This window comes from Pseudomonas sp. NMI542_15 (assembly GCF_021283425.1).
In the GTDB taxonomy this organism is placed as follows: Bacteria; Pseudomonadota; Gammaproteobacteria; order Pseudomonadales; family Pseudomonadaceae; genus Aquipseudomonas; species Aquipseudomonas fortuita.
Genome location: NZ_JAJSRO010000031.1, coordinates 17,943 through 43,346 on the forward strand (window position 1 = coordinate 17,943; position 25,404 = coordinate 43,346).

At 62.7% G+C, this 25,404-nt stretch carries 28 protein-coding genes and 1 tRNA gene; 14 read left to right on the top strand and 15 right to left on the bottom strand.

Annotated features, from left to right (window positions below; translation table 11 throughout):
- Positions 1-41: 41 nt before the first annotated feature.
- The gene (locus LU684_RS27985) at positions 42-497 is read left to right on the top strand and encodes a MarR family winged helix-turn-helix transcriptional regulator (protein WP_016485442.1); all 456 of its coding nucleotides are present in this window, start codon (positions 42-44) and stop codon (positions 495-497) included.
- Positions 498-636: 139 nt separating this feature from the next.
- Positions 637-1,065, top strand: a complete 429-nt coding sequence (locus LU684_RS27990) for an organic hydroperoxide resistance protein (protein ID WP_232895265.1) — start codon at positions 637-639, stop codon at positions 1,063-1,065.
- Between the two features lie 58 nt (positions 1,066-1,123).
- On the opposite strand, the gene LU684_RS27995 is transcribed toward LU684_RS27990, so the two are convergent.
- Complete coding sequence (locus LU684_RS27995) at positions 1,124-1,696, bottom strand: elongation factor P (protein WP_016485440.1); 573 nt, start codon at positions 1,694-1,696, stop codon at positions 1,124-1,126.
- 48 nt (positions 1,697-1,744) lie between these two features.
- Positions 1,745-2,878 carry an elongation factor P maturation arginine rhamnosyltransferase EarP gene (gene earP / locus LU684_RS28000; RefSeq protein WP_145913225.1) on the bottom strand — a complete coding sequence of 378 codons (1,134 nt, stop codon included), beginning with the start codon at positions 2,876-2,878 and terminating at the stop codon, positions 1,745-1,747.
- A 130-nt stretch (positions 2,879-3,008) separates the two neighbouring features.
- Between earP and LU684_RS28005 the strand changes: the two genes are divergently transcribed.
- Together LU684_RS28005 and LU684_RS28010 are read left to right on the top strand one after the other, a co-directional pair.
- Complete coding sequence (locus LU684_RS28005; protein WP_232895266.1) at positions 3,009-3,407, top strand: hypothetical protein; 399 nt, start codon at positions 3,009-3,011, stop codon at positions 3,405-3,407.
- A 2-nt stretch (positions 3,408-3,409) separates the two neighbouring features.
- On the top strand, positions 3,410-3,880 hold the full coding sequence (locus LU684_RS28010) for a GreA/GreB family elongation factor (protein WP_232895267.1): 471 nt from the start codon (positions 3,410-3,412) through the stop codon (positions 3,878-3,880).
- Between the two features lie 114 nt (positions 3,881-3,994).
- On the opposite strand, the gene LU684_RS28015 is transcribed toward LU684_RS28010, so the two are convergent.
- Positions 3,995-4,933, bottom strand: coding sequence for a LysR family transcriptional regulator (locus tag LU684_RS28015; RefSeq protein ID WP_024717730.1), 939 nt, complete (start codon positions 4,931-4,933; stop codon positions 3,995-3,997).
- A 118-nt stretch (positions 4,934-5,051) separates the two neighbouring features.
- Here LU684_RS28015 and LU684_RS28020 point away from each other — a divergent pair, with 118 nt between their 5' ends.
- The gene (locus LU684_RS28020; RefSeq protein ID WP_060518446.1) at positions 5,052-5,801 is read left to right on the top strand and encodes a 3-oxoacyl-ACP reductase family protein; all 750 of its coding nucleotides are present in this window, start codon (positions 5,052-5,054) and stop codon (positions 5,799-5,801) included.
- A gap of 125 nt (positions 5,802-5,926) precedes the next feature.
- On the opposite strand, the gene LU684_RS28025 is transcribed toward LU684_RS28020, so the two are convergent.
- Positions 5,927-6,805: a LysR family transcriptional regulator gene (locus LU684_RS28025; RefSeq protein ID WP_232895268.1), complete on the bottom strand. Its 879-nt coding sequence runs from the start codon at positions 6,803-6,805 to the stop codon at positions 5,927-5,929.
- Between the two features lie 106 nt (positions 6,806-6,911).
- Here LU684_RS28025 and LU684_RS28030 point away from each other — a divergent pair, with 106 nt between their 5' ends.
- The 3 genes from LU684_RS28030 to LU684_RS28040 all read left to right on the top strand — a co-directional run bounded on the left by LU684_RS28030 (position 6,912) and on the right by LU684_RS28040 (position 10,880).
- Positions 6,912-8,099 carry an MFS transporter gene (locus LU684_RS28030; RefSeq protein ID WP_095117192.1) on the top strand — a complete coding sequence of 396 codons (1,188 nt, stop codon included), beginning with the start codon at positions 6,912-6,914 and terminating at the stop codon, positions 8,097-8,099.
- 134 nt (positions 8,100-8,233) lie between these two features.
- Positions 8,234-8,614 carry a hypothetical protein gene (locus LU684_RS28035; protein ID WP_060518452.1) on the top strand — a complete coding sequence of 127 codons (381 nt, stop codon included), beginning with the start codon at positions 8,234-8,236 and terminating at the stop codon, positions 8,612-8,614.
- A 133-nt stretch (positions 8,615-8,747) separates the two neighbouring features.
- Entirely contained in the window at positions 8,748-10,880 is a 2,133-nt protein-coding gene (locus LU684_RS28040; RefSeq protein ID WP_232895269.1) for a TonB-dependent siderophore receptor, read from the top strand.
- A 185-nt stretch (positions 10,881-11,065) separates the two neighbouring features.
- Here the strand turns inward: LU684_RS28040 and LU684_RS28045 are convergent.
- A tRNA-Ser gene (locus LU684_RS28045) sits at positions 11,066-11,155 on the bottom strand.
- 198 nt (positions 11,156-11,353) lie between these two features.
- On the opposite strand from LU684_RS28045, the gene LU684_RS28050 reads away from it, so the two are divergent.
- From LU684_RS28050 to LU684_RS28060, 3 genes are all read left to right on the top strand, one after another.
- The gene (locus tag LU684_RS28050; RefSeq protein ID WP_016485430.1) at positions 11,354-12,043 is read left to right on the top strand and encodes a crotonase/enoyl-CoA hydratase family protein; all 690 of its coding nucleotides are present in this window, start codon (positions 11,354-11,356) and stop codon (positions 12,041-12,043) included.
- 183 nt (positions 12,044-12,226) lie between these two features.
- Complete coding sequence (locus tag LU684_RS28055; RefSeq protein ID WP_232895270.1) at positions 12,227-12,940, top strand: lysophospholipid acyltransferase family protein; 714 nt, start codon at positions 12,227-12,229, stop codon at positions 12,938-12,940.
- Between the two features lie 69 nt (positions 12,941-13,009).
- Positions 13,010-13,981, top strand: a complete 972-nt coding sequence (locus tag LU684_RS28060; protein ID WP_024717731.1) for a magnesium and cobalt transport protein CorA — start codon at positions 13,010-13,012, stop codon at positions 13,979-13,981.
- Between the two features lie 31 nt (positions 13,982-14,012).
- Here LU684_RS28060 and LU684_RS28065 read toward each other — a convergent pair whose 3' ends face one another.
- Positions 14,013-14,744, bottom strand: a complete 732-nt coding sequence (locus LU684_RS28065; protein WP_023048853.1) for an amidotransferase — start codon at positions 14,742-14,744, stop codon at positions 14,013-14,015.
- A gap of 528 nt (positions 14,745-15,272) precedes the next feature.
- Here LU684_RS28065 and LU684_RS28070 point away from each other — a divergent pair.
- Positions 15,273-16,073: a cytochrome c gene (locus LU684_RS28070; protein ID WP_102689859.1), complete on the top strand. Its 801-nt coding sequence runs from the start codon at positions 15,273-15,275 to the stop codon at positions 16,071-16,073.
- A 45-nt stretch (positions 16,074-16,118) separates the two neighbouring features.
- Here LU684_RS28070 and LU684_RS28075 read toward each other — a convergent pair whose 3' ends face one another.
- From LU684_RS28075 to LU684_RS28090, 4 genes are all read right to left on the bottom strand, one after another.
- A complete protein-coding gene (locus LU684_RS28075) occupies positions 16,119-16,451 on the bottom strand; it encodes a ribonuclease E inhibitor RraB (protein WP_016485425.1) in 333 nt (110 codons plus the stop codon).
- A gap of 179 nt (positions 16,452-16,630) precedes the next feature.
- On the bottom strand, positions 16,631-16,867 hold the full coding sequence (locus tag LU684_RS28080) for a hypothetical protein (RefSeq protein ID WP_016485424.1): 237 nt from the start codon (positions 16,865-16,867) through the stop codon (positions 16,631-16,633).
- A 203-nt stretch (positions 16,868-17,070) separates the two neighbouring features.
- Positions 17,071-19,128: an LTA synthase family protein gene (locus LU684_RS28085; RefSeq protein WP_016485423.1), complete on the bottom strand. Its 2,058-nt coding sequence runs from the start codon at positions 19,126-19,128 to the stop codon at positions 17,071-17,073.
- 240 nt (positions 19,129-19,368) lie between these two features.
- Positions 19,369-19,560 (bottom strand): PLDc N-terminal domain-containing protein, encoded by a 192-nt coding sequence (locus tag LU684_RS28090; protein ID WP_016485422.1) that lies wholly within the window; start codon positions 19,558-19,560, stop codon positions 19,369-19,371.
- A gap of 126 nt (positions 19,561-19,686) precedes the next feature.
- Here LU684_RS28090 and LU684_RS28095 point away from each other — a divergent pair, with 126 nt between their 5' ends.
- Positions 19,687-20,625: a ZIP family metal transporter gene (locus tag LU684_RS28095; protein ID WP_016485421.1), complete on the top strand. Its 939-nt coding sequence runs from the start codon at positions 19,687-19,689 to the stop codon at positions 20,623-20,625.
- Positions 20,626-20,688: 63 nt separating this feature from the next.
- Here LU684_RS28095 and LU684_RS28100 read toward each other — a convergent pair whose 3' ends face one another.
- Entirely contained in the window at positions 20,689-21,219 is a 531-nt protein-coding gene (locus LU684_RS28100) for a hypothetical protein (RefSeq protein ID WP_016485420.1), read from the bottom strand.
- 60 nt (positions 21,220-21,279) lie between these two features.
- Complete coding sequence (locus LU684_RS28105) at positions 21,280-21,804, bottom strand: ankyrin repeat domain-containing protein (protein ID WP_016485419.1); 525 nt, start codon at positions 21,802-21,804, stop codon at positions 21,280-21,282.
- Between the two features lie 264 nt (positions 21,805-22,068).
- Here LU684_RS28105 and LU684_RS28110 point away from each other — a divergent pair, with 264 nt between their 5' ends.
- Positions 22,069-22,341: a DUF3509 domain-containing protein gene (locus LU684_RS28110; protein WP_016485418.1), complete on the top strand. Its 273-nt coding sequence runs from the start codon at positions 22,069-22,071 to the stop codon at positions 22,339-22,341.
- Positions 22,342-22,464: 123 nt separating this feature from the next.
- On the opposite strand, the gene LU684_RS28115 is transcribed toward LU684_RS28110, so the two are convergent.
- The 3 genes from LU684_RS28115 to aroC form a co-directional block, all read right to left on the bottom strand.
- Positions 22,465-23,001 (bottom strand): oxidase, encoded by a 537-nt coding sequence (locus LU684_RS28115; protein WP_016485417.1) that lies wholly within the window; start codon positions 22,999-23,001, stop codon positions 22,465-22,467.
- Entirely contained in the window at positions 23,001-24,155 is a 1,155-nt protein-coding gene (locus LU684_RS28120) for an MFS transporter (RefSeq protein WP_016485416.1), read from the bottom strand. Before LU684_RS28120 ends, LU684_RS28115 begins: the two co-directional genes overlap by 1 nt.
- A gap of 147 nt (positions 24,156-24,302) precedes the next feature.
- Positions 24,303-25,394 carry a chorismate synthase gene (aroC, locus tag LU684_RS28125; RefSeq protein WP_016485415.1) on the bottom strand — a complete coding sequence of 364 codons (1,092 nt, stop codon included), beginning with the start codon at positions 25,392-25,394 and terminating at the stop codon, positions 24,303-24,305.
- Positions 25,395-25,404: the final 10 nt, after the last annotated feature.

A 25,404-nucleotide genomic window follows, 5' to 3' on the forward strand; every position in this document is an offset into this window, starting at 1 on the left:
AGCGTGCCAGAATTCCCCATTGATCAATTTCAAGGACCTGCATGAACGCCGACACCCAAGCCTCTTGCGACGAGCTGCTGCTGGACAACCAGGTCTGCTTCGCCCTGCACTCCACCTCGTTGCTGATGACCAAGGTCTACAAACCGCTGCTGCAAGCCTTGGGCCTGACCTACCCACAGTACCTGGCCATGCTGGTGCTGTGGGAGCGCGACGACCTGACAGTGGGCGAAATCAGCCAGCACCTGCTGACCGACCCGGGCTCCCTGACGCCACTGCTCAAGCGCCTGGAAAGTGAAGGCCTGCTGCAGCGTAACCGCAGCAGGGAGGACGAACGGGTAGTAATGGTGCAGCTGACTGAAAAGGGCCGCGCCCTGCAACAGCAGGCCAAAGAAGTGCCGCAGTGCATCCTCAAAGCCAGCGGGCGCAGCCTGGAGCAGTTGCAGCAACTGCAGGCCGACCTGCTGAACCTGCGCGAGAACCTGCAGAAAAACCTCTGACAGCTATGCTGTGCACTGGCCGTTCGGATGGACGGCAATGATTTATCTTGCGCGCAAACTAATTGCGCGCTAATTTAAATCCCACACCAATCCGCGCCCTCCTTGACCGGGAGCGCACAGCACATTAGCGAGGCTCAAGATGCAAAAGGTCACTCCGCTGTACATCGCAGAAGCTACCTCCACCGGTGGGCGCGACGGAAAATCGAAATCCAGCGACGGCAAGCTGGCAGTCAGCCTGAGCACGCCCAAGGAACTGGGCGGCGCAGGCGGTGACGGCACCAACCCCGAGCAGCTTTTCGCTGCCGGATACTCAGCCTGCTTCATCGGCGCCCTGAAGTTCGTGGCCGGGCAAGAGAAGAAGGCCCTGCCGGCAGATGCCTCTATCACCGCCAAGGTGGGCATTGGCCAGATCGAGGGCGGTTTCGGCCTGGACATCGACCTGCACATCAACCTGCCAGGCCTGCCCCAGGCCGATGCCGAAGGCTTGGTGGAAAAGGCTCACAAAGTTTGTCCGTATTCCAACGCTACCCGCGGGAACGTGGATGTGCGCCTGCATGTGACGGTTTAAGTCGCAGGCACAAAAAACCCGGCCGAGGCCGGGTTTTTTGTGCACATTGCAAGAAGAATTACTTCTTGGCACGGCCTTTGTACGAACCGCCTTCGCGGGTATCGATTTCGATCAGGTCGTCGATTTCGATGAAGTCAGCAACGCTGAGTTCAGTACCGTTTGCCAGCTTGGCAGGCTTCATGACTTTGCCCGAAGTGTCGCCACGAGCCGAACCTTCGGTGTAGGCAACCTTACGCACGATGGTGGTCGGCAGCTCTACCGATACCAGACGGTCTTCGAAGAACACAGCTTCGCAGATGTCTTCCATGCCTTCTTCGATGAACGGCAGAACGGCCTCGATGTCTTCGGCGTTCAGCTCGTACATGGTGTAGTCGGTGGTGTCCATGAAGGTGTATGTGTCACCGCTGATGAACGACAGGGTCGCTTCTTTGCGATCCAGGATCACGTCGTCCAGCTTGTCGTCCGCACCGTATACGGTTTCGGTCTTGTAGCCGGTCAGCAGGTTCTTCAGCTTGGTCTTCATGATCGCGCTGTTACGGCCCGACTTGGTGAACTCAGCTTTTTGAACCAGCCACGGGTCGTTGTCGATCCGCAGGACGGTACCGGGTTTCAGTTCTTTACCAGTTTTCATTACGAAGTATCCGAATCTGGATGGATTTATAAAAATCGAGGCCGCGTATCATAGCGAATTTCGGTAAAAGTGTACTAGCGCTGTGGCAAGGTCCGGCTGAGCGGCCTGTCGCACCGCCCAAAGCCGGGCATGCCGTTGCAGTTCCGGCCAATGCTGGCGGGCTGCCTGCCACGCCTGGCCCATGTCGCAGTCCATGTTCCAGGCACGCCACAGGCCCAGCAGGGCGGCATCGGCTTCATCTGACAGGCCGCGTCGATAATGCGCCAGAAACGCTTCGAGCTTTTCCCAGTGGGCGTTCTCGTCCTGCACATAGATGTGCCACAGCATCGGCTGCCCGGCCCACTGCGCCCGCACGAACGAGTCTTCACCACGCACCGCGTTGAAATCGCAACTCCACAGCAGCCGGTCGAAGTCGTCCTGGCTGACGAACGGCAGCACCTGTACGGTCAGCGCGCCCCGCTTGCGCACGCTGCCCACCTGCAGCGGCACCTCGCCAAGCCACTGGCTCAGCCCCGCCACGATACGCCCTTGCGGTACCAGCAGGTGGCACGGTTGCGCGCCTGTGGCCAAGGCATCCAGCCAGCTGGCCAACTGCGGGTTTTCGTAGGCAAACAGCGATATCAGCAATGCCCCCTGCTCGGGCGCTACCCCAAGCTCCTGCAGAAACGCCTGGCGTGCCCCGGCCGACTGCTGGAAGGCATCACGCCGCGCCAGCAGCGAGCCCTCGCGTAGCAGGCCGCCGGTTTTTTCGGTAAAGCCGGGGAAGAAAAACACCTTGCGCAGGCCATTGGGCTGCGGCGAAGGCAAGCCATGGCAGCCCTCCACCCAGTCCTCGGCACTGAGGTATTCAAGGTTCAGCCACAGCGGCGGCGTGGCGCAGGCACGCATTGCCTCTACATAGGCCGCCGGCAACTGGCACGCGAAGGCGCCGATCACCCCATCGGCCGGTGCCACCGGCAGCCAGGCCGCAGGCCACTGACGCACATCCACACCGTGCTGCCACTGCTGTGCTGCGCTGGCATCAGCCCCTGGGCACATGGGCGTGAACGCGTTCAGGTCATCTACCCACAGGCGCACCGCCAGGCCATGCTCAGCCACCAGTTGCCGGGCCAGGCGCCAGGTCACGCCTATGTCGCCGTAGTTGTCGACGACGCTGCAGAAAATGTCCCAGGTGGCTTTCACCCGCCCCTCCCGTTCTGGTGCAAAAAACGCGAATTCTGCGGATAAATTGTCGCCGACAAAAGCACCCGCACGGAAAAATGCTCAAGTGCATGCGACAATGTACCCCGACCTACCCTGCCAGGAGGCTGCCATGGCCCGCCACCGTGAACTCAAGATCACCCTCAAGCCGCTGCCGTTGATTGTGTGCGTTGCCTTTGGCCTGTGGCTGGGCGCCGTGGCCATTGCCGCGAGCCTGTGGCTGGCGCTGCAACTGTGGCCACAGCAGGTGCAGCCGCTGGCCCAGGCCGTGGCCCCCGGTGTGTACCGGCCTGCCGCCCCCCCGGCGCCAGCCCCGGCACAAGACGCCCAGGCCGAGATGTTCGAGCTCTACAAGGGCATTCTGCGCAAACAGGAACTGCAACAGGCCGCCGAGGCCGCGCAGGGCAACCCGCGCAACCTCAACAGCCCCAAATGCCAGTTCTGGATGCAGCAGAACCGCACCGCCCCCACCGACAAAAGCCAGGCCAACGTGCTGGAGTTCTGTTACTGACCATGGACAAGACCCGCCTGCTGGCGCAGATCGTCGCCACCCTCGAGCATGACCTTGACGTGCTGACCCGCGCGGCGCAAAGCGCCTACGAAACTGCCACCGCCGAAGAGAACATTGCCGAGAACAAGTACGACACCCTGGGCCTGGAAGCTTCGTACCTGGCCACCGGCCAGGCCCGCCGCAGCGCCGAGATCCACCAGGCGCTGCTGACCTACCAGCAATTGCTGCTGCGCGACCATGACCCGGCGCGCGGGGTGCAGATCAGCAACCTGGTGACCCTGGAAGATGACGCTGGCGGGCAGCGCCGGTTGTTCCTCGGGCCTGAGGCGGCGGGGCTGAAGATTGGTGAGGGGGATGAGCGGGTGACCGTGATCACCCCGCGCTCACCGCTGGGGCAGCAATTGATGGGCAAGCGGGTGGATGATGAGGTGAGCCTGGGAGCGCAGGCATTGTTCATTACGGGTATTGCCTGACCGGGCCCTATCGCCGGCAAGCCAGCTCCCACAGGATTACCACAGGCCTGAATACTGCAGGCTCCCTCTGGGAGCTGGCTTGCCGGCGATAAGTTTCGGTCAGGCAAAACACACCTAAAGGGTTTGCAAGGCATCGAACCGCCCCGCCAACCCCTGTTCGGCAAACTGCTCCACCACAAAATCGATAAACGCCCGGGTCTTGCCCGGCATCAGCTTGTGCTCGGCGAAATACAGGCTGATATGCCCGTCATCCACGTACCAGTCAGGCAACACCCGCCGCAGCCGCCCTGCCTGCAGGTATGGCACGGCAAATGGCAGGCTCACCAGGGCAATCCCCAGCCCCTGCTCGGCCACCGCGCACGCCGCGTCCGAATCGCTCATGGTCATCGCCTGGCGCAGTTGCATCGGCTGCTGCGCCTGCCAGCGGCTGGTCAAAGGCCACGACCGCACCCGCCCGGTCTGCGGTGAGCGGATCAGGATGCCGTCGTGCCGCTGCAGCACCTGCGGGTCGTCAATCGGTGCGTGCCGCTGCAGGTAGGCCGGTGCTGCCACCAACACCCGGTGGGCCGGGGTCAGCTTGCGCGCCACCACCCCCGGCGGCAGATCGAAACCACCGCCAATCGCTGCATCGAAGCCCTGGCCGATCAGGTCGACCTGGCGGTTGTCGAAATGCCAATCCGGGGTAATCGCCGGATAACGCCGTAAAAACTCACCCAGCAAGGGCAACACATACAAGCGCCCGAACACAGTGCCCATGCTCACCCGCAACAACCCGGCCGGCTGGCCTTCGGCGCTGGCCAGGTTGGCCACGGCATACTGGATGGTACGAAAGCTGTCGCTGACTTCGCCCAGAAAACGCTGCCCCGCCTCAGTCAGGGTCAGCTTGCGGGTACTACGCTGGAACAACCGCACGCCCAGGCGCGCCTCCAGCTGAGCCACGTGCTTGCCCACGGCGGCGGGGGTAATGCTCAGGCGCCTGGCAGCTTCGGCAAAGCTGCCGACCTCGGCACTGCGGATGAAGCACTCCAACGCGTTGAACGATTCCACGGCCATCATTGCCAACCCAAGGTTTACTCTGCTGATAGTGATTGCCATCTTATCAGCAGGTAATCAAGCGCCGATACTTTGCCCATCCAAGGCATTTCGGCCTGGCTTCCAGCAGGAGATCAGCATGTCCAAGCAACTTTCACTCGAAGGCAAAGTGGCCCTGGTTCAGGGCGGTTCCCGCGGCATAGGCGCAGCCATCGTGCGCCGCCTGGCACGCGAAGGTGCGCACGTGGCCTTCACCTATGTCAGCTCCGCCGGCCCGGCAGAAGACCTGGCCCGCGAGATTACCGAAAACGGCGGCAAAGCCCTGGCCCTGCGGGCCGACAGCGCCGACGCAGCCGCCGTGCAACTGGCAGTGGATGACGCCGTGAAGGCCTTTGGCAGGCTGGATATCTTGGTCAACAACGCCGGTGTGCTGGCGGTAGCACCGGTGACCGAGTTCGACCTTGCCGACTTTGACCGCATGCTGGCGGTGAACGTACGCAGCGTGTTTGTCGCCAGCCAGGCCGCAGCACGTTACATGGGCCAGGGCGGGCGCATCATCAATATTGGCAGCACCAACGCCGAGCGCATGCCATTTGCCGGCGGTGCGCCTTATGCCATGAGCAAGTCGGCGCTGGTTGGCCTGACCCGTGGCATGGCGCGTGATCTGGGGCCACAGGGCATTACCGTGAACAACGTGCAGCCGGGGCCGGTGGACACCGACATGAACCCCGCCAGTGGCGAGTTTGCCGAGAGCCTGATCCCGTTGATGGCGATTGGACGGTATGGCGAGCCGGAAGAAATTGCCAGCTTTGTGGCTTACCTTGCTGGGCCAGAGGCGGGGTATATCACCGGGGCAAGCCTCACGATTGATGGTGGGTTTGCCGCTTGAATTGATGGGTTGCCTGTTTCGGCCCATTGCCGGCAAGCCAGCGCCCACAGGATCACCACAGGCCTTGAACCCGTGGGGTTCCCGTGGGCGCTGGCTTGCCGGCAATGGGGCCAGAACAGGCTCAATCATTGTCCCCCCAGATGCTGTTCCATCACCTCCAGAAACGCCCGGGCAGCAGCCGTCGGGCTGGAGGACCACACGGCATACAGGTGCCGCACCGGCGCATCTACCAACCGCGCCAGTGCCACACCTTCGAAACCCTGGGCCACCCGTTCCGGCACCAGGCCCACCGCCATGCCCCGCTGCACGAACTTTTCCACCAGGCGCACATGGCCGATCTCGAATTGCACCCGATGCTGCAGCCCCGCTGCCTGAAACGCCTCATCTGTCTGGCGCCGCGCCCCGGTGCCTTCGGGGAAATCCACCAGCACTTCATCCGCCAGATCGGCCAACGCCAGCTGCCCGCAGCCGGCCAGCCGATGATCAACCGGCAACAACGCCACCAGTTCCTCCCTGGCCAGCAACCGATGCTGCACGCCCTGCACCACCTCGCCCTGCCACAGGCCAATGAAACCAACGTCCAGGCGCCGCTCGACCACATCGGCTATCAGCCATTCGCTCTTGGCCGTGATCCAGCGCACATCCACATCCGGGAATCGTTCGTGGAACACGGCCAGCAAGTCGACCAGGTCCAGCGCCGTGAGCGAGCTGATTTCCCCTATCGCCAGCCGCCCGCGCACCTGCCCGCATGCCGCCGCCACGTCATCGGCAATGCGCCGGGCCGCGTCCACCGCCGGCCGCGCGCTGAGCACAAAGGCCTCACCGGCAGGCGTCAGGCGCACCCGCCGCGAACTGCGCTCAAACAGGCTTACACCCAGCTGCGCTTCCAGCCGCGCCACCTGGTGACTGAGCGCCGACTGCACCACATGGCAGCGCTCAGCGGCACGGGTAAAACTGCCAGTGTCGGCCACGGCGAGGGCGTATTCGAGCTGCTTGAGGTTCATCGATCTATCTGCTTTCAAGATGGATAAGTTGAAAACTATACATTGGCGTCATGCCTGACACTTCTTGATAATTCCCCCACTTCCTACTGCCCGCCAAGAGAACCGCATGAACGCCCCCACTCTCAGCCGCGCCATGATCCTGCTGATGGCCACCGCCACCGGCCTGGCCGTGGCCAGCAACTACTACGCCCAACCGCTGCTGCACAGCATCGCCCAGCAGTTTGGCCTGAGCACTGCCAGCGCCGGCAGTATCGTCATTGCCGCACAGCTCAGCTATGGCGCCGGCCTGTTGCTACTGGCGCCGCTGGGTGACCTCTTCGAGCAGCGCCGGCTGATCACCGTGATGACCGCCATTGCCACGTTAGGGCTGGTCATCAGTGCATGTGCGCCGAGCCTGCCCTGGCTGATCCTCGGCACGGCGCTGACCGGGCTGTTCTCGGTGGTGGCGCAGATTCTGGTGCCCATGGCCGCGACCCTCAGCGAGCCGCATCAGCGTGGGCGCGCAGTCGGTACGCTGATGAGCGGCCTGCTGCTGGGCATCCTGCTGGCACGTACTGCTGCCGGTTTTATGGCCGAACTGGGCGGCTGGCGCAGCATCTACGTGTTGGCCGCTGTGCTGATGGCGGTCACCGCGGTGGCGCTGTACCGCAGCCTGCCGCAGCATCACAGCCATGCCGGGCTGAAGTACCCGGCACTGATCGGCTCGGTGTTCCGCCTGTTCATTGAAGAACCGGTCCTGCGCCTGCGCTCGCTGCTCGGCCTGCTGGCGTTCAGCCTGTTCGCCCTGTTCTGGACGCCCCTGGCTTTTTTGCTGACCAAGGGCCCCTACCACTACTCCGATGCAGTGATCGGCCTGTTCGGCCTGGCCGGTGCAGCCGGTGCGCTGTCGGCGAACTGGGCCGGGCGCCTGGCCGACCGCGGCAAAGGCGCGCTGGGTACCACCGTGGGCCTGGTGGTGTTGCTGCTGTCGTGGGTGCCGCTGGGCTTTGCCCAGCAGTCATTGCTGGCCCTGCTGCTGGGCGTGCTGATGCTCGACCTGGCGGTACAACTGGTGCACGTGAGCAATCAGAACGCAGTGATTGCCCTACGCCCCGAGGCACGTACGCGGCTGAACGCCGGGTATATCACCTGCTATTTCATTGGCGGGGCGCTGGGGTCATTGCTGGGCACGCAGTTGTTCCAGTACCAGGGCTGGATGGGCATTGTGGCGGCGGGCCTGGTGATTGGCGGGCTGGCGTTGCTGGTGTGGGGCCTGGCCGAGCGTAAGCGCAAGACCACCTTGCAGGTGGCCTGAAAGATACCCGCGAAGAGGCCATTAGCCACGGCGACAATGCACCGCACGACCCTCCGTCGCATGGTCGTTGACTTGCCAGGCCAGGCAGCGCCCATTAGGCGCTGGTCAATGCCCTTTCCTGACAGGACGACTTTATGACAAGACTCACGGTGCAATCCGGCGATTTCTTGCAAGGTGAAGGCGAGTATCGCAACGGATCGCTCACACTCAAGACCCCGCGCAGCCCGTCACCGGGTGAGCGGATTTCCCTGGCCCGCATCAGCGACCTCCGGCTGGCCAGCCTGGAAACCAGCCGCAGCCTGGGCAGCGCCCTGGGCTGGGGTGTGGCGGGGGCCCTGGTGGCCGGGCCGGTGGGCTTGCTTGCCGGGCTGTGGCTAGGCGGCAAGGAGCAAGAAGCTACCTTCCTGGCCACCTTCAAGGATGGTCGCAAGCTCATGGCGATTACCGACGGCAAAACCTGGTCGAAGATCGATGACAGTTGGCGGCAGCACAATCACCCTGCCAACCAGGGCTGAATATCGCGGGGCCTGGATCGTTTTATGCTGAAGGCGGCTGTTAAGATGCCGCCTTTTTCATGGCCTGTGCCGGCCTCTTCGCGGGTTTACCCGCGAAGAGGCCGGCACAGGTGTGCGCATCCAGGAGCCCCGCATGCCCCCGCGTCACCCCCGCCTGCCCCTGAGCCTGCTCAGCCTGGGCCTGGCCCTGCATTGCCCCCATGTGCTCGCCGAAAACAGCGTGGTGCTGGCCCCGCTGCAGGTGTCCGACACCTACGGCGACGACGGCTATCAGGCACACCAGGCCGCAGTGGGCGGCTTCCAGCCCGCGCCCTTGCTTGATACCCCTGCCGCCATCAGCGTTTTCAGCCAGCAACTGCTTGAAGACCGGCAGGTGCGCCAGCTAAGCGAAGTGCTGCAAAGCGACGCCTCGGTTGGCGAAAGCTATGCCCCCATCGGCTACTACGAAAACTTCAACGTGAGGGGCTTCGAGCTTAACGCCGCCAGCAGCTACCGTATCAACGGCCAGACCATTGCCGGCGAGCAGAACGTGGCCCTGGAAAACAAACAGCAAGTCGAGTTGCTAAAGGGCCTGTCCGGGCTGCAAAGCGGCGTTTCAGAGCCGGGTGGCCTGGTCAACTACGTGACCAAGCGCGCCGAGGATGTGCGTAGCGTCACGCTGTCGACCAACGCACAGGGCGAACGCTACCTGGCCACCGACCTGGGTGGCTGGTTCGGCAGCGAAAAACAGTTCGGCCTGCGTGCCAACCTGGCCCATGAGGACATCCGCTCGTATGTCGACCATGCGGATGGCAAGCGTGACTTCGCCTCGCTGGCCTTCGACTGGCAGATCAACCCGGATGCCACCCTGCAACTGGATGCCGAATACCAGCACCGCGAACAGCGCTCGGTGCCGGGTTACCAACTGCTGGGCGGCACCGCAGTGCCTCATGGCATCGACCCGGACGATCGTTTGGCGTACCAGCACTGGGCCAAACCCGTGCAGAACGACTCGCTGAACCTGGGCGGGCGCTTCGAGTACCGCTTCAACGAGGCCTGGACCGGCACCTTGAGTGCCTCGCGCAGCAAGGTGGTGATCGACGATTACAGCGCGTTTGCCTGGGGTTCGAGCGAAGGCGCGTTCTTTGCCAGCAATGGCGACTACGACATCTACGACTTCCGCAGCCCCGACGACACCCGCCGCACCGATGAAGCACAGGCCATGCTCAACGGGCACTTCGATGCGCTGGGCGTAGGGCATGAACTGACCGTGGGCACCAGCGCGCAGCGGCGCACGCTGGATCAACGGCCGTACTACAACGAGTGGCTGGGTACCGGCAACATCTACACCGGCGCCCCCGCCTTCGACCCGTCCGACAAAGCTGTCGGCGCCAGCGAACGCCGCCTGGACAGCCGTCAGTACGGCCTGTTCGTCAGCGACCGCATCAGCTTCAACGAACAGTGGCAGACCGTGCTGGGCGCCCGTGAAGTGCGCCTGGATGAAAAGACCTGGGACGAGAACGGTGTTGCCGGGCGCCATACCCGCCAATATGAGTTGCTGCCCAATGCTGCACTTATCTACAAGCCGCAGCCAGATACCACGGTATACGCCAGCTACGCCCAGGGCCTGTCTGCCGGCGGCACGGCACCCTGGTTTGCCAGCAACGCTGCCGAAATCCTCGCCCCCACAACCTCACACCAACTGGAACTGGGCCTCAAGCACGACTGGCAAGGCCTGAGCCTCAGCGCCGCGCTGTTCCAGATCCGCCAGGCCTACCAGTACGCACGCCCGGACGGTGCTGGCAACTTCACCTACGTGCAGCAAGGCCAGCAGAAAAACACCGGCCTGGAGCTGGGTGCCAGCGGCTGGGTAACCCGCAACTTGCAGGTACAGGCCAGCGCCGCAGCCATTCGTGCGCGGGTGAAAAACAGCGGTACCGATGCCTATGAAGGCCATCAGGCAATCAATGTGCCCAGGTTCCGGGCAGCACTGCACGCGCAATACACGCTGCCGGTACCGGGGCTGGCCCTGTTGGGCGGGGCGCGCTACAGCGCCAGCAAGTATGCGAGCCAGGCGGGCAATGTGGAGGTTGGCGGGTACACCGTGTTCGATGTAGGGAGCCGGTATCGTACGCGCATTGGCGGGTATGACACGGTGCTGCGCCTGACCGTGGATAACGTGTTCGACAAACGCTATTGGCGCGATGTGGGGGACTATCTGGGGGATAACTACCTGTTCCAGGGGGCGCCACGTACCGCTCGGCTTTCGGCTTCGGTCAGCTTTTAAGATCTTGGGGCCGCTTTGCGGCCCATCGCGACGCAAGGCCGCTCCCACAGAGGACCGCGTGAATCTCAGGTGAACGCGGTCCCCTGTGGGAGCGGCCTTGCGTCGCGATGGGCTGCAAAGCAGCCCCAAAGGCCCAAATACAAAAAGCCCCCGTGCTTTTCAGCGCGGGGGCTCTTCGTAGAATGTGGCGGTGAAGAAGGGATTTGAACCCTTGATACGATTTCTCGTATACACACTTTCCAGGCGTGCTCCTTCGACCACTCGGACACTTCACCGTTTCTCTTCAAGCCTTGCGGCCCGTCGAGGTGCGCTAATTTAGTGAAAGACATTCCCTTTGGCAAGCACTTTTTTCAAATTTTTCATGTATTTGCATTTGGCACGCGGTGAACGCTGACCGACCAGTCAGCCTTGCTGCTTTACCTGGCCTCTGGCGCTGGGTAACGTCGTCGCCACGCCAACAAAAGGACTCTGCCATGAGCGAGCTGATTACCTACCACGCCGAAGACGGCATCGCCACCCTGACCCTGAACAACGGCAAGGTCAACGCCATCTCGCCGGACGTCATCACCGCCTTCAACGCCGCGCTCGACCGCGCGATCGAAGCGCGCGCAGTGGTGATCATCACCGGGCAGCCAGGCATCCTGTCGGGTGGTTACGACCTCAAGGTGATGACCAGCGGCCCGCAAGAGGCAATCAGCCTCGTCACCGCCGGCTCTACCCTCGCCCGCCGCCTGCTGTCGCACCCGTTCCCGGTGGTGGTCGCCTGCCCGGGCAATGCCGTGGCCAAGGGCGCTTTCCTGCTGCTGTCGGCCGATTACCGCATTGGCGTCGAAGGCCCGTACAAGGTGTGCCTGAACGAAGTGCAGATCGGCATGACCATGCACCATGCCGGTATCGAACTGGCCCGCGACCGCCTGCGCCGCTCAGCCTTCCACCGCTCGGTGATCAATGCCGAGGTATTCGACCCACACGCGGCGGTCGATGCCGGCTTCCTCGACAAAGTGGTGCCGGCCGAGCAGTTGCAGGAAGCGGCACTGGCGGCGGCGCGTGAATTGAAGAAGCTGAACATGCTGGCGCACAAGAACACCAAGCTGAAAGTGCGTAAAGGCCTGCTGGAGGCCCTGGACAAGGCGATCGAGCTGGACCAGCAGCATATGGGCTAGGCCCACCGGCCTCTGTGGGAGCGGGCTTGCCCCGCGAAGCAGGCAACGCGTTGCACGGCACCGGCTCCGCCGGTGTTCGCGGGGCAAGCCTGCTGCCACCGTCAGCAAGGCGCAGCAACAAGGTTTGCCCGAACCAGTGCACATCCGTACACTCCCCGGCGACTGTCTGGTGTGAGTCGTACCATGCTTTATTCCTTGCGCATGCTTCTGCTGGCGCTGCATTTCCTTGTGGTTGGCGTCGTGGGCCTGGTCATCGGCCTGTGCCGCCCCTTCAACCCCGACAACAGCCGCATATTCGCCCACCTCTACAGCCGCCCGGCCACCAGACTGCTGCGCATCAAGGTCAAGGCCGAGGTCGGCCCGCTATGGGATCAGCCCCCCGGTTGCGTGATCATCGCCAACCACCAATCCAACTTCGACCTGTTCGTGCTCGGCCAGGTCGTGCCACGACGCACCGTTGCCATCGGCAAGAAAAGCCTGGGCTGGGTTCCGTTGTTCGGCCAGCTGTTCTGGCTGGGCGGCAACGTGCTGATCGACCGCAAGAACAGCTACCAGGCACGCAAGGTCCTGCAGAAAACCACCCGCGTGCTGCAGGACGATACCTCGATCTGGGTGTTCCCCGAAGGCACACGCAACCCCGGTGAACACTTGCTGGCATTCAAGAAAGGCGCCTTTCACATGGCCATCGAGGCCGGCGTGCCGATTGTGCCGGTATGCGTCAGCCGCTATGCCAAACGCATGGGCCTGAACAGCTGGCGCCAGCGCACGGTAGTCGTCCGTTCGCTGCCGCCCATTACAACCGCCGGCATGACCCAACGGGACATCCCGGCGCTGATCGAGCAGTGCCGGGTGCAGATGCAGCAATGCATCGACCGCATGGAACACGAGCTGGCCTGAAGCCGGTTGCTCTTGGGCCGGGTACGGCCCAAGCTGTACCCCGTGTTCAACCGGAATAAGCAGGCAACCATGGGTCGAGTCGTGGCATCGGCGGTGTACAGCGCCGGCAGAAAGGTCACCAACATCAGCATCGACGAAGGCAGCGAGTGGGCGCGCAAGCCGGGGCACTTTGTGTGGATTGGCCTGGAAGAGCCCAACGCCGAGGAACTGGCCAACCTGCAATGCCAGTTCAACCTGCACGAGCTGGCCATCGAAGACGCCCTGGAAAAGCACAGCCGGCCCAAACTGGAAACCTTCGGCGACGCGCTGTTCATCGTCACCTACTCGCCAGTGCGCCATGAAGGCAAGCTGGAGTTCATCGAAACGCATATCTTTGCCGGCAACGGCTACATCATCACGTGCCGCAATGGCCACTCCAAATCCTATGCCCTGGTGCGCCAGCGCTGCGAGGCGCGGCCGCTGCTGCTGGAGCACGGTGAAGATTTTGTGCTGTACGCCCTGCTCGACTTCGTCACCGAGAACTACCAGCCGGTCAGCGAGGCCATTCATGGTGAAATCGAGGAGTTGGAGCAAAGCGTGCTCGGCGGTTCGTTGCAGGAGGATGACATCCGCCGCCTGCACAGCCTGCGCCGCGACATCCTGCGCCTGCGCCGCTATGTGGCGCCGATGGTGGAAGTGAGCGAGGAGTTGCAGCGCCTGAGCTTTCCGTTTATCGACAAGAACATGCGCCCGTATTTTCGTGATGTGCAGATTCACGTGACCCGGCAGATGGAAGACCTGGCCGGCATCCGCGACATCGCCAGCCAGACCATCGAGATCGGCATGCTGCTGGAGTCGTCACGGCAGAGCATAGTGCAACGCAAATTCGCGGCCTGGGCGGCGATTCTGGCGTTCCCTACAGCGATTGCGGGGATTTACGGGATGAACTTCCAGAACATGCCGGAGCTGGGGTGGCACTATGGATACTTCGGGGTACTGGGGGTGATCGTGCTGGGATGTACGGGGTTGTTTGCCAGCTTCAAGAAGTCTGGCTGGCTCTGAGATTGCCGGGGCCGCTTTGCGGCCCCCGCCACTACGCCGCGTTATGCTTGCTCACCGGCTGCTGGATAAAGCGCATCATCCACTCCCCCACCAGGTCGCCCTGGTGCTCGGTGGCCAGGCTGGCCACCGCCTTGTGGTACACCTCATCCCCCAGGTATTCCTGGCGGGCATCCAGCAGCGCGCGTGAATAGTCGTGCACGAACTCCGGGTGGCCCTGGAAGCACAGCACCTGGTCGCGGATGTGGTACGCCGCATTCGGGCAGAAATCGCTTGAAGCAATCACCGTGGCGCCTTCCGGCAGTTCGGTCACCTGGTCCTGGTGGCTGATCAGCAAGGTCAGCTCCGACACCTCCGGGTCCATCCACGGCGCATGGGCCGCCAGCGAGTAGCGATGGATGCCCACGCCCCAGCCCTTCTCCGCCCGCTCGGCCTTGCCACCCAAGGTCAGCGCCAGCAACTGATGGCCAAAACACACCCCCAGCAGCTTCTCGCCACGCTCGTAAAGCTTCAGCAAGTAGGCCCTGAGCGTCTGGATCCAGGCATCTGTACCGAACGAATCGGCCTTGCTGCCCGTCACAAGGTAGGCATCGAACACTTCATTCTCGGCGGGATAGTCGCCGTGCATCACGTTGTAGACACGAAATTCGGCGGCAATCGGCTGACGCGAGAAAAGCTGCTCGAACATCCTGCCGTAGCCCTGGTACTGCGCCGTCAACTCCGGTCGCAGGACATCGGTTTCAAGGATGCAGATGCGTAACGACATAGGGGTAGTCCTGAACGACATGGGTGGGAATCTGCTGTAGAGACTGACGCGAAAGACACGTACAAGCAAGTAGGCTGCACTGACGAACGGTCACATTTCGTCGGTACCCGCTTTGTGCTTGCGCCCCTGTCTAGTCAGAGCATGCCAGCCAGATGGCACATGGCCTCATAGCTAACTGAAATCAATGAACCACACAATTAGAACAAAGGGTTCTCAAACATGCATCACACACACCCTACTGTTGGATGTATATCCACTTTCAAGAGGCATGCAGTTCAGGCGCCAAGCGTCGCCACTGTGATCGACCCGAAGCGCGACAAGGAAGCCAACGGGTATTCAGGAATAACAACAAGAAGGCGGTCCGCCATGTTCAGACAATCAAAAATTCGCCAAGCTGGGCTCATTCTCTTTGCCACGACATTGCTGTTGATATTGCCGAACCTGACACGTTTATTCGGCTGACCCTTTCGGTGGCGCCAACGGGCAGTGCACAGGTAACCTGCCGGCCTTGATGGTCGGAGATTACCCATGCGCCACTGCCTTGCACTGTTTGCGTTGTTCCTGAGCCTGCCGCTGTCGGCGGCGCAACTGCACCTTGAGCTGGGCGCCAGCGCGCGCCAGTGGAGCAGCGCCGAACTGCTCGGCCACCCGCAGGCCCGGGATATCAGCGTCGATCAGGATGTGTCATACAAACGCCCCATGCACTATCGGGCGGTGCCATTGGCCACGCTGCTGGAAGGCGTAAGCCCCGCTGATCACCTGCAGGCAGTGGCACGGGATGGCTTTGCCGCCGAAATGCCCGCCGCACCGCTGCTGCAGCAAGGGCCGGCACGGGCCTGGTTGGCCATAGAGGACCCCGACAAACCGTGGCCGGCATTGGGCAAGGGCAAACCCAGCGCGGGGCCGTTCTACCTGGTGTGGACTCAGCCGCAAGCGAGCGGCATTCGCCCGGAGCAGTGGCCGTTCCAGATTTCCACCCTTCGTAAACTGGACGCTGTCGAGACGCGCTTCCCGGCCTTGCTGCCCGATCCGAAGTTGCCAGCCGATAGCCCGGTGCGCCAGGGCTTTGCCTTGTTTCAGCAGAACTGCATGGCGTGCCACCGCCTTAACGGTGCGGGGGATGCGCAAATGGGGCCGGATTTGAACATGCCGCACAACCCGACCGAGTATTTCCAGCCGGGTTATCTGCGCCAATTGATTCGCAACCCGCAAAGCCTAAGGCAGTGGCCGCAGGCAAAGATGCCGGGGTTTGCTGAAAACGTGCTGAGTGAACAAGACCTGGATGCGTTGCTGGCTTATCTGGGGCATATGGCTGGGCGCAAGCCTTGAGGGCTTCTTCGCGGCTTCACCCGCGAAGAAGGCAACGGAAAACCTTCAGGCAGTCTGCCGTTCGTGCTTGACTCCCCACCCTTCCACCTCCCCCCCATAAGGTGTCACCAACTGCTCGAACGCCTCTTCAAAGTCGCCAATCCCGCCATAGGTCGCATACATGACCTTGCTCAGTTCCAGGTGCCAGGCACCGTCGCCCAGCTCTTTCACCTGGGCATTGAGCGATTCGCCACGAAACTGCCCGGCGGCGCGGCGGGCACCTGCTTCATCGGGGAATACGGCATAGAACTCGATGGGGTGGATCTGGGTGAAGTCGAAACCGCCTGCCTTCATCTGGCGCAGGACGTTGCTGCTGATATCGTCGTTCTGGCTGCTCATGAATCGTCCTCCTGAATAACGCAATGGATAGACTTTCCGTGCACTACGCACCTGCCGGCAATCAATGGCCGAGCAGTTCGAGCTGATGCAAGACGCGAATTGAAACGGCGCCTACCCGCAGAATGGCAGGCACCTTTCATCATCGTAGCGCTTGAACAGGCACCACGCAAACGTGTGGGTCAGGGCGCTTCGTGAATACTGGTGATGGTCACCCCGCTATGCTCCTTGAGCCAGCGGGCGGTCGGGGAAATGGTGCGGTCCTGGAAGTCGTTGAGGTCCAGCTCGTCCATCACCGGGAACAGCTGCGAACGGATGGCCCGCGCGGCTTCCTCCTCGCTGGGACGGTGCTCGGTCCGCAGCATCAGGGTGGACGGTTCGCCTTTTTGATCGGCAAAGATGACTTCCCACTCTTTCATTGAACAAGTCCTCCCAATCCAGATACACCACGGTGTGATGCCTGATCAACTGACCTTGGGGCCGGGAGAATGTTCAGTCTGTAAAGGCCTCTTCGCGGGGCAAGCCCGCTCCCACAGAGATATCAACTGCGGGTTTGCGATGATTTCCCTGTGGGAGCGGGCTTGCCCCGCGAATGGGCCGCAAAGCGGCCCCTTTTGCAGCCTTACTTCGGCGTGCCGTGCACGACACCGGCGGTGTTATCCAGCAGGCTCTTGGTCGCCGTCTGGATATACGCTTCCAGCTTTTTCAGCATTTCTGGCTGGTCCGGGCTTTCAATCAGTTCGGCCTTGAACTCGCTGCCCAACTGATAGCGGTACATGCGCGGGGTCATGTCCTTGGACTCGATCAGGATGCGGTCGCCTTGCACCAGGCCGACGATCTGCTCGCTGCCCGACGGCTTGATCATGCCCACGCCCTGGTCACCCTCAGGCAGGTTGAGCAGATCACGCCCCCAGCACTGGTGGCGGGCCTTGCCACCCAGGCGGCCCATGATGGTCGGCACGATGTCGACCTGGGTGCCCACGGTGTGGTTCACCGCACCAAACTTCTCCTGAATGCCCGGGGCAATCAGCAGCAGCGGCACGTTGAAACGGCCCAGGTCCAGTTCGGTGACTTGCTGGTGGTTGCCAAAGCCATGGTCGCCGACGATGACGAACAGGGTTTCCTTGAAGTATGGCTCTTTACGCGCCTTCTCGAAGAACTGGCCCAGCGCCCAGTCCGAATAGCGCATGGCAGTGAGGTGCTCGTCCAGGCGGCCTTGCCCGGTGACCTTCTCGACCGGCAGGTCTTTGGGCAGCGCGTATGGGGTGTGGTTGGAAAGCGTCTGCAGCAGCGCGTAGATCGGTTTCTTGCCGTCGTGCTTGGCCAGCTCCTCGTTGCCGCGGTCGAACATGTCCTGGTCGGACACGCCCCAGGTCGGGTCGGAGAACACCGGGTTGACGAAGTCGTTACGGCCAATGAAGGTGGTCATGCCCTGGTTGCCGAAGAACCCGGACTGGTTGTCCCAGGCAAAATCGCCGTTGTAGACGTACACGTCGTCGTAATCACGGGCGCTCAGCAGTGCCGGCAGGCCCGACAGCTTGTGCCCGCCTTCCGGGGTCTGCATCAGGTATTCGAAGCCTGGCAGGTTGGGGAAGCAGGCCATGGTGGCGAACATACCTTGATGGGTATGGGTGCCGTTGGAGAAGAAGCGGTCGAACAGCAGGCCTTCTTTGGCCAGCTTGTCGAAGTACGGGGTAATGTTGTTGGGGCTGCCCAGTGCGCCTACCGAGTGGCCGGCGAAGCTTTCCATCAGGATCACCACCACGTTCTTGATCGGCAGGGTGCGCTCGGCCGGCGGCACGAAGTCGCGGCGGATGGCAGCCTCGTCGGCATCGACCAGGGTGTCGTGTGCCGTCAGCAGTTGCTCGCGCACGCTTTGCGTGGCCACGTTCTGCTCCAGTACCGGCTTCCAGATGTTGGCGCGGTCTTCGCCGAAGCGGCTCTTGGCAGCGTCGATCAGGGTCAGGGTGCCGTTCAGGCCTAACTGGTTGACGAAGTTGGAGTCAGTGGTAAACGCATCACCCCAGCGCATTGGCGGGCCTTGGCGCAGGGTGCCACGGGCAGCGACCACGGCCACCAGCAGAATCACCATGAACACCGCCAGGCGGTTGTACCATGGGGCAACCCGGTGCAGGCCTTCGCCACGGGTCGCGCGGTCGATGCCCTTGAACAGCAGGCTCAGCAGCCAGGTACCGAAGGCCCAGGCCAGCAGGTAGCGCACCACCGGGAAACCGTACCAGAGCATGCTCATGACGGTTTTCGGGTCTTCCTTGATGTACTGGAACACCAGGCCGTTAAGGCGCTGGTGGAACTCGCGGTAGAAGTCCATCTCCATCAGGCCGAGGAACATTACCACGCTCGAGGCAAGGGTCAGCCAGAAGCGGAACACCCCACGCCGGGCCATGGCCCAAGGGCTTAGGATGGCCAGCAGCAGCGGGATGCTGAGGTACACCACCACGCGCAGGTCGAAGCGCAAGCCGTTGAGGAAGCCTTCGGCAACGGTGGAATACGGGGTATCACCGATCATGTCGCTGTTGTAGACCAGCAGCGCCAGGCGCACCAGGCTGAGCATCAGCATGATCACCAGCCCGCTGAGCAGCGTGTAGGCCAGGTGGGATTTCAGGGTCGGCGAAAACGACGTTCGCGCGCCCTGTTGCTTCAAGGCGTCCGTGTTAGCCATGAATGGGGAGGTCCTAGGATTGCGGTTTGCGAAGAGGCGATGGCGCTAGACCAACGCAGCATTGTGCGGGTGCGGATTCTGTTTAAACCAATGTGAAAATTTTGTCACTGGGATGTTGCGGCTTTTGTCTGTGCCGGCCTCTTCGCGGGCTTGCCCGCTCCCACAGGAGCCCCACAACTCTTGAGAGCGGCGCAGTACCTGTGGGAGCGGGCGAGCCTGCGAAAAGGCCGGCACAGGCGTTCAGATGCGCACGTTCCCCCGCGGCCCGGCAATTGCCCAGATCACCAGCCCTACCACCGGCAACAGTGCGATCAGCAAGATCCACAACACTTTGACACCCACCTCGCTGCCACTCTTGATGACATTGAGGATGGCCCAGATATCCAGCGCCAGAATGATCAGCCCGACGAGGCTGTTGAAGGTAGACCCCATGCCTAAACTCCTGTCCAGAGGCTTTGCTGCACAGCATAGCCAGCTATCGCACCAATAGAAGGGAATCCTTGGCCGTTGGCACAGGTCCCTGAGTAGACTGACTGCAATAACTGATTCGAGGTTCGCATGCCCCCCGCACACAGCCAAAGCGCCGCCCCACTTTCACTGCTGCACGCCTGGCGTCAGCAGGTGGCCCACACCCCTTGGCTCAGCGCCGGCCTGGGGCTGAGCCTGCTGGCAGTGATCGCACTGCTGGTGGCCAGCTTCTGGAACGCGGTGAACGGCGACCATGCCGATAACCTGCACCTGGCCGTGCTAGGCGGGTTGTCCGGCTTTGGCGCCACCGCGTTGGGTGCAGTGCTGGCGGTAGTGCTGCGCGATGTCAGCGCCCGCACCCAGGACGTGATGCTTGGCTTTGCCGCCGGCATGATGCTGGCGGCCAGTTCGTTTTCACTGATTCTGCCGGGCCTGGACGCCGCCCGCGAGATCACCGGCAACGGCCCGGCTGCGGCCTTTACCGTAGTGCTGGGCATGGCGCTGGGCGTATTGCTGATGCTGGGCCTGGACCGGTTCACCCCGCACGAGCACGAAAGCACCGGCCCATGCGGCCCCGAGGCCGAGCGTATCAGCCGGGTATGGCTGTTCGTGCTGGCGATCACGTTGCACAACCTGCCTGAAGGCATGGCGATTGGCGTGAGCTTCGCCAATGGCGACATGAACATCGGCCTGCCGCTGACCAGCGCCATCGCCATCCAGGACATCCCTGAGGGGCTGGCCGTGGCGCTGGCCCTGCGCGCTACCGGGCTTTCGAACATGAAAGCCGCGCTGGTGGCGATAGGGTCTGGGCTGATGGAGCCGCTGGGGGCGGTGATCGGGCTGGGGATTTCGACCGGCTTTGCCCTCGCCTACCCGATCAGCATGGGGCTGGCGGCGGGGGCGATGATCTTTGTGGTGAGCCACGAGGTCATCCCCGAAACCCACCGCAATGGGCACCAGACGGCGGCGACCCTTGGGTTGATGGGTGGCTTCGGCGTGATGATGTTTCTGGATACCGCGCTGGGCTGAGGTTTTGCGGTTGCCTGTGCCGGCCTCTTCGCGGGCTTGCCCGCGAAGAGGCAAACGACGAAATCAGATGTGCACGGCGACTTTCAGGGCTTCCAGGGCCGGCTCGACCTTGATGCCCAGCGCTGCACCCAGTTCCAGCACCCGCGCCAGGTCGTTCTGCCCCACCATCACCACCTGCAGCTCGTCATCCAGCAACTGGCTGAAGTTCAGCAACACATAACCACCGGCTTCTTTGTTCAGTGCGCCCATCTGCACCTGAATGCGGTTGAGCGCGGTCAGTGGCTCGGTGCGGGCCAGTTGCTTGGGCTTGAGGGTGAACGGCACGCTGCTGTCGAACGAGTCGCTGATCTGCTGGAACAGGTCCTGATAGCTGTCAGCCTGGAACACTACGGTGTCCGGCAAGCTGCCCAGCACCACCCATTCGCCCAGCGGGATGGGGAAGCTGTCGTCGTAGTTGATGTCGGGGTTGGCGGCCAGGAAAGCGGCCGGGTCGGCGTAGGCCTGGGCGGCCTCGTCGGCGATGCGCTCGATGTCGGCCTCACGCATGCAGCCGGCGCCAATGAGGCTGATGAATTCGAGCAACTGAGTTTTCATGAAAGGGGGCCTGCGACGGGTGAAAAGTCGCCAAGGATAGCCGCAAATGCCCCCGGGCGGTTAGCCGGCCAGCGTTTGCAAGCGTGCGGCTGTGTCCACCGCGCCCATGGTTTGCGCGGCCATCAGCGCGGTGGCGCCGCGGGCATCCTGGCGAGTCGGGTCGGCGCCTTGGGCCAACAGGTACTCGAGGATTTCGCTGCGGTTGAACATGGCCGCCAGCATTAATGCGGTGCGGCCGTCCTGCGCTGCGGCATCGACTGGCACGCCGTGCTCCAGCAGCAGGCGGATCATCGCCAAATCCCCCTTGAACGCGGCACCGGCAATCGGCAACTGGCCGTTGTCGTTGGCAATCAGCGGGTCGGCGCCCTGCGCCAGGAGCACGCGCACCGCGTCGTGGTGGCCGTGGTAGCTGGCCAGCATCAGCAGGGTATCGCCTTTGTGGTTACGCAGGTTGGCCGGCAGGCCGCTGGCAAGCAGGCGACCAAGCATTTCAGCATCGCCCTGGCGGGCACGTTCGAACACTTGCTCGGCGAACGCAGCAGTTTCGTCGTCGGTCATTGTGGCTGGCGCGGTGTGGCTGGACATCGGGAACCTCCTGGCATAAATGATTGCCCAAGTGTTTGTCAGGCACGCCATTGTGGTCAAAGGTTCAGATTCTATAGGGCCAATAGCTAAAGCCGGACCCGTGCAAAATGCACTGTGCAAAATGCACGACCATGCAACCTGCACGGCACCGCTTCTTCAAATACCTATTAAGTGACTGTTTTTACTGGTTTTTTTCTGAAATCAAGTTCTGGCACGGTCGCTGCAATCATCAACTCATGTCTGCCACACTAGCCAGGAGTTGATATGGACCTCATCCAGCAAAAGTTCGTCTCGGTATTTTCGGCCTATCAGGTGACCACCCAGGCACGCCCTGATGGCGGCGTACTGTTGACCCTGCGTGCCGCTGACAACAAAGTCACCCGCCGGGTGCTGACCTATGCGCAGCTGCACAACGCAGAGCAACTGTCCTGGGCGATCAGCGCCATCCGCCGTGACCTGGCTGAACAGGCCAGCGAGTTGCCAGTGATTACCATGCTGCAGAGCCAGCAACGGTTTGCCCTGCCGACCTATCGCTGAGCTTGGTGGTGTTGCTAGTGGCCCCATCGCCGGCAAGCCAGCCCCCACATTGACCACGTCGGCCTCAAGGCCTGCGCATAACCTGTGGGAGCTGGCTTGCCGGCGATAGGGCCTACCCAGCAATTAAAGCTCGTCAATCCCCATGAACGCCCGCGCAGTCACATCCCCGGTGAATCGCGCTTGCGCGCCCTGCTCGCTGCCATACAAACGCAACGCCAGGCAAAAAGGCGTCGCGCCCAGTTCTACCCAGCGCCGTGTTCCCGCCGGCACTACCAGCTGGTCACCCTTCTCGCACAGCACCGAATACACCCAGTCGCCCAGCCGCAGGCCAACCTGCGCCCGCCCGCTGACCACGGCAAACACCTCGTCGGCATCATGCACATGCTCATCGCGCACATCGACTTGCAGCGCGTCTTCACCGTCACGGTTCAACAACACGTAGGCTTTGCTGCCGTGTGCAGTCATCAACTGGTCCAGATACTCACGGCTGAGCTCCAGTGCCTCACCGTCGGCCGTGCCAGGCCGCACCCGCAGGCCAGGCTCGCAATGGGAAAAATGCACGCCCTGCTCGGCAAGGGTCGCGGCGATATCGTCGTGGTGGGTCAGCACCTTGTTCGGCAGTTCCGGGCTGGCGGGGTGAAAAACGCTGAGAATGCTCATTAGGGGCGGGTCCTGGTCGGTTGCGAACAAAGGGCAATGATAACGGCTGCAGCCAAGGCTGCGGCACTGGCCATACCAAAGGTGAAGGTGGGGCCCAGCAGTTTCCAGCTGTAGCCCGAATATAATGCCCCCAGTGCACCGCCGGTGCCCGACAGCGCCGCGTACAACGCCTGGCCCTGGCCCTGCTGGCGGGCGCCGAAACTGGCCTGGACGAACGCGATGCTGGCAGCGTGAAAGCAACCGAAGGTGGCCGCGTGCAGCAGCTGGGCGAAGATCAGCACGGCCGGTGCCTCGGCCAGGTTGCCCAGCAGCAACCAGCGCAAAGCCGCCAGCAAAAAGCTGACCAGCAAAACGCGTTGCACACTGAAGCGCGCAAATAGCCGGCTCATCACCATGAACATCAGCACTTCGGCCACCACCCCCAGCGCCCACAGCAGGCCGATGGCACTGCGGCTGTAACCCAGGTGCTCCAGGTGCAGGGTAAGGAAGGTGTAGTACGGCCCATGGCTGAGCTGCATCAGCGCCACGCAGGCGTAGAACGCGACCACCCCCGGGGCCCGCAACTGCTGCAGGAAGCCGCCGGCGCCTTTGCGCTCGCCCTGCTCCACCGGCTGGGCGTTTGGCACCCACAGGCTGGCAGCGACAATACCGGCCATGATCGTGACCAGGGCCACCGGGTAGATGTCCAGGCTCAGCCATTCGAACAGGCGGCCCAGGCCAACCACCGTGAGGATGAAGCCGATAGAGCCCCACAGGCGCACCTGGCTGTAGCGCGACGTTTGCCCGTGCAGGTGGGCCAGGGTGATGACCTCGAACTGCGGCAGCACCGCGTGCCAGAAGAACGCGTGCAGGGCCATCACCAGCGCCAGCCACGCGTAGCTTTTGCCGAAGAAGATCAGGGCGAAGGTGGCCAGGGTGGACAACGCGCCCAGGCGCACGATCAACAAGCGCTGGCCGGTACGGTCGCCCAGCCAGCCCCACAGGTTGGGGGCGATGCAGCGCATCAGCATGGGAATGGCCACCAGCTCGCCGATACGCGCCGGGGAGAAGCCCAGGTGGTCGAAGTACAGGGCCAGGAAGGGGGCGGTGGAGCCTAGCAGGGCGAAGTAGAACAGGTAGAAGCTGGACAGGCGCCAGTAGGGGATGGGTTGCATGGATTTACCGTCTGAACCGGCACCACCCTGTAGGCGCAGCCTTGTGCTGCGAAAGGGCCGATGTCGCCATAGAGATGTGTGCTAGCTGCACCGGCCCTTTCGCAGCACGAGGCTGCTGCAAAGAGCGGGCCGGCGCAAGCAACACGGTCAGAGCTGGCCCAGCACCGGGGTGGTTACCTTCACATCGGCATTCTGCGCGCGGTGGCGCAGCAGGTGGTCCATCAGCGCGATGGCCATCATCGCCTCGGCGATCGGCGTGGCGCGGATGCCCACGCACGGGTCGTGGCGGCCTTTGGTGATGACGTCCACCGGGTTGCCGTCGATGTCGATCGAGCGACCCGGCGTGGTGATGCTGGAAGTCGGCTTCAGCGCCAGGTGGGCAACGATCGGCTGGCCCGAGGAAATGCCGCCCAGGATGCCGCCTGCGTTATTGCTGAGGAAGCCTTGCGGGGTCAGCTCGTCGCGGTGCTCGGTACCGCGCTGGGCCACGCTGGCGAAGCCGGCGCCGATTTCCACGCCTTTGACCGCGTTGATGCTCATCAGCGCATGGGCCAGCTCGGCATCGAGGCGGTCGAAGATCGGCTCGCCCAGGCCAGGCATCACACCCTCGGCGACCACGGTGATCTTGGCACCTACAGAGTCCTGGTCACGGCGCAGTTGGTCCATGTAGGCCTCCAGCTCCGGCACCTTGTCCGGGTCGGGGCTGAAGAAGGCGTTCTGCTCCACCGATTCCCAGGTCTTGAACGGGATTTCAATCGGACCCAGCTGGCTCATGTAGCCACGTACGGTGATGCCCTGGGTGGCCAGGTACTTCTTGGCAATGGCACCAGCGGCCACGCGCATGGCGGTTTCGCGGGCCGAGCTGCGGCCACCGCCGCGGTAGTCGCGGATGCCGTATTTGTGGTGGTAGGTGTAGTCGGCGTGGGCCGGGCGGAACAGGTCCTTGATGGCCGAGTAGTCCTTGGACTTCTGGTCGGTGTTGCGGATCAGCAAGCCGATCGAGCAGCCAGTGGTGCGGCCTTCGAACACGCCGGAGAGGATTTCCACCTCATCGGCTTCCTGGCGCTGGGTGGTGTGCCGGCTGGTGCCAGGCTTGCGCCGGTCGAGGTCGTGCTGCAGGTCGGCCAGGGAAATTTCAAGGCCCGGTGGGCATCCATCGACAATGGCGACCAACGCCGGGCCATGGCTTTCGCCAGCGGTGGTGACAGTGAACAGCTTGCCGTAGGTATTGCCGGACATGGGCGCTCCG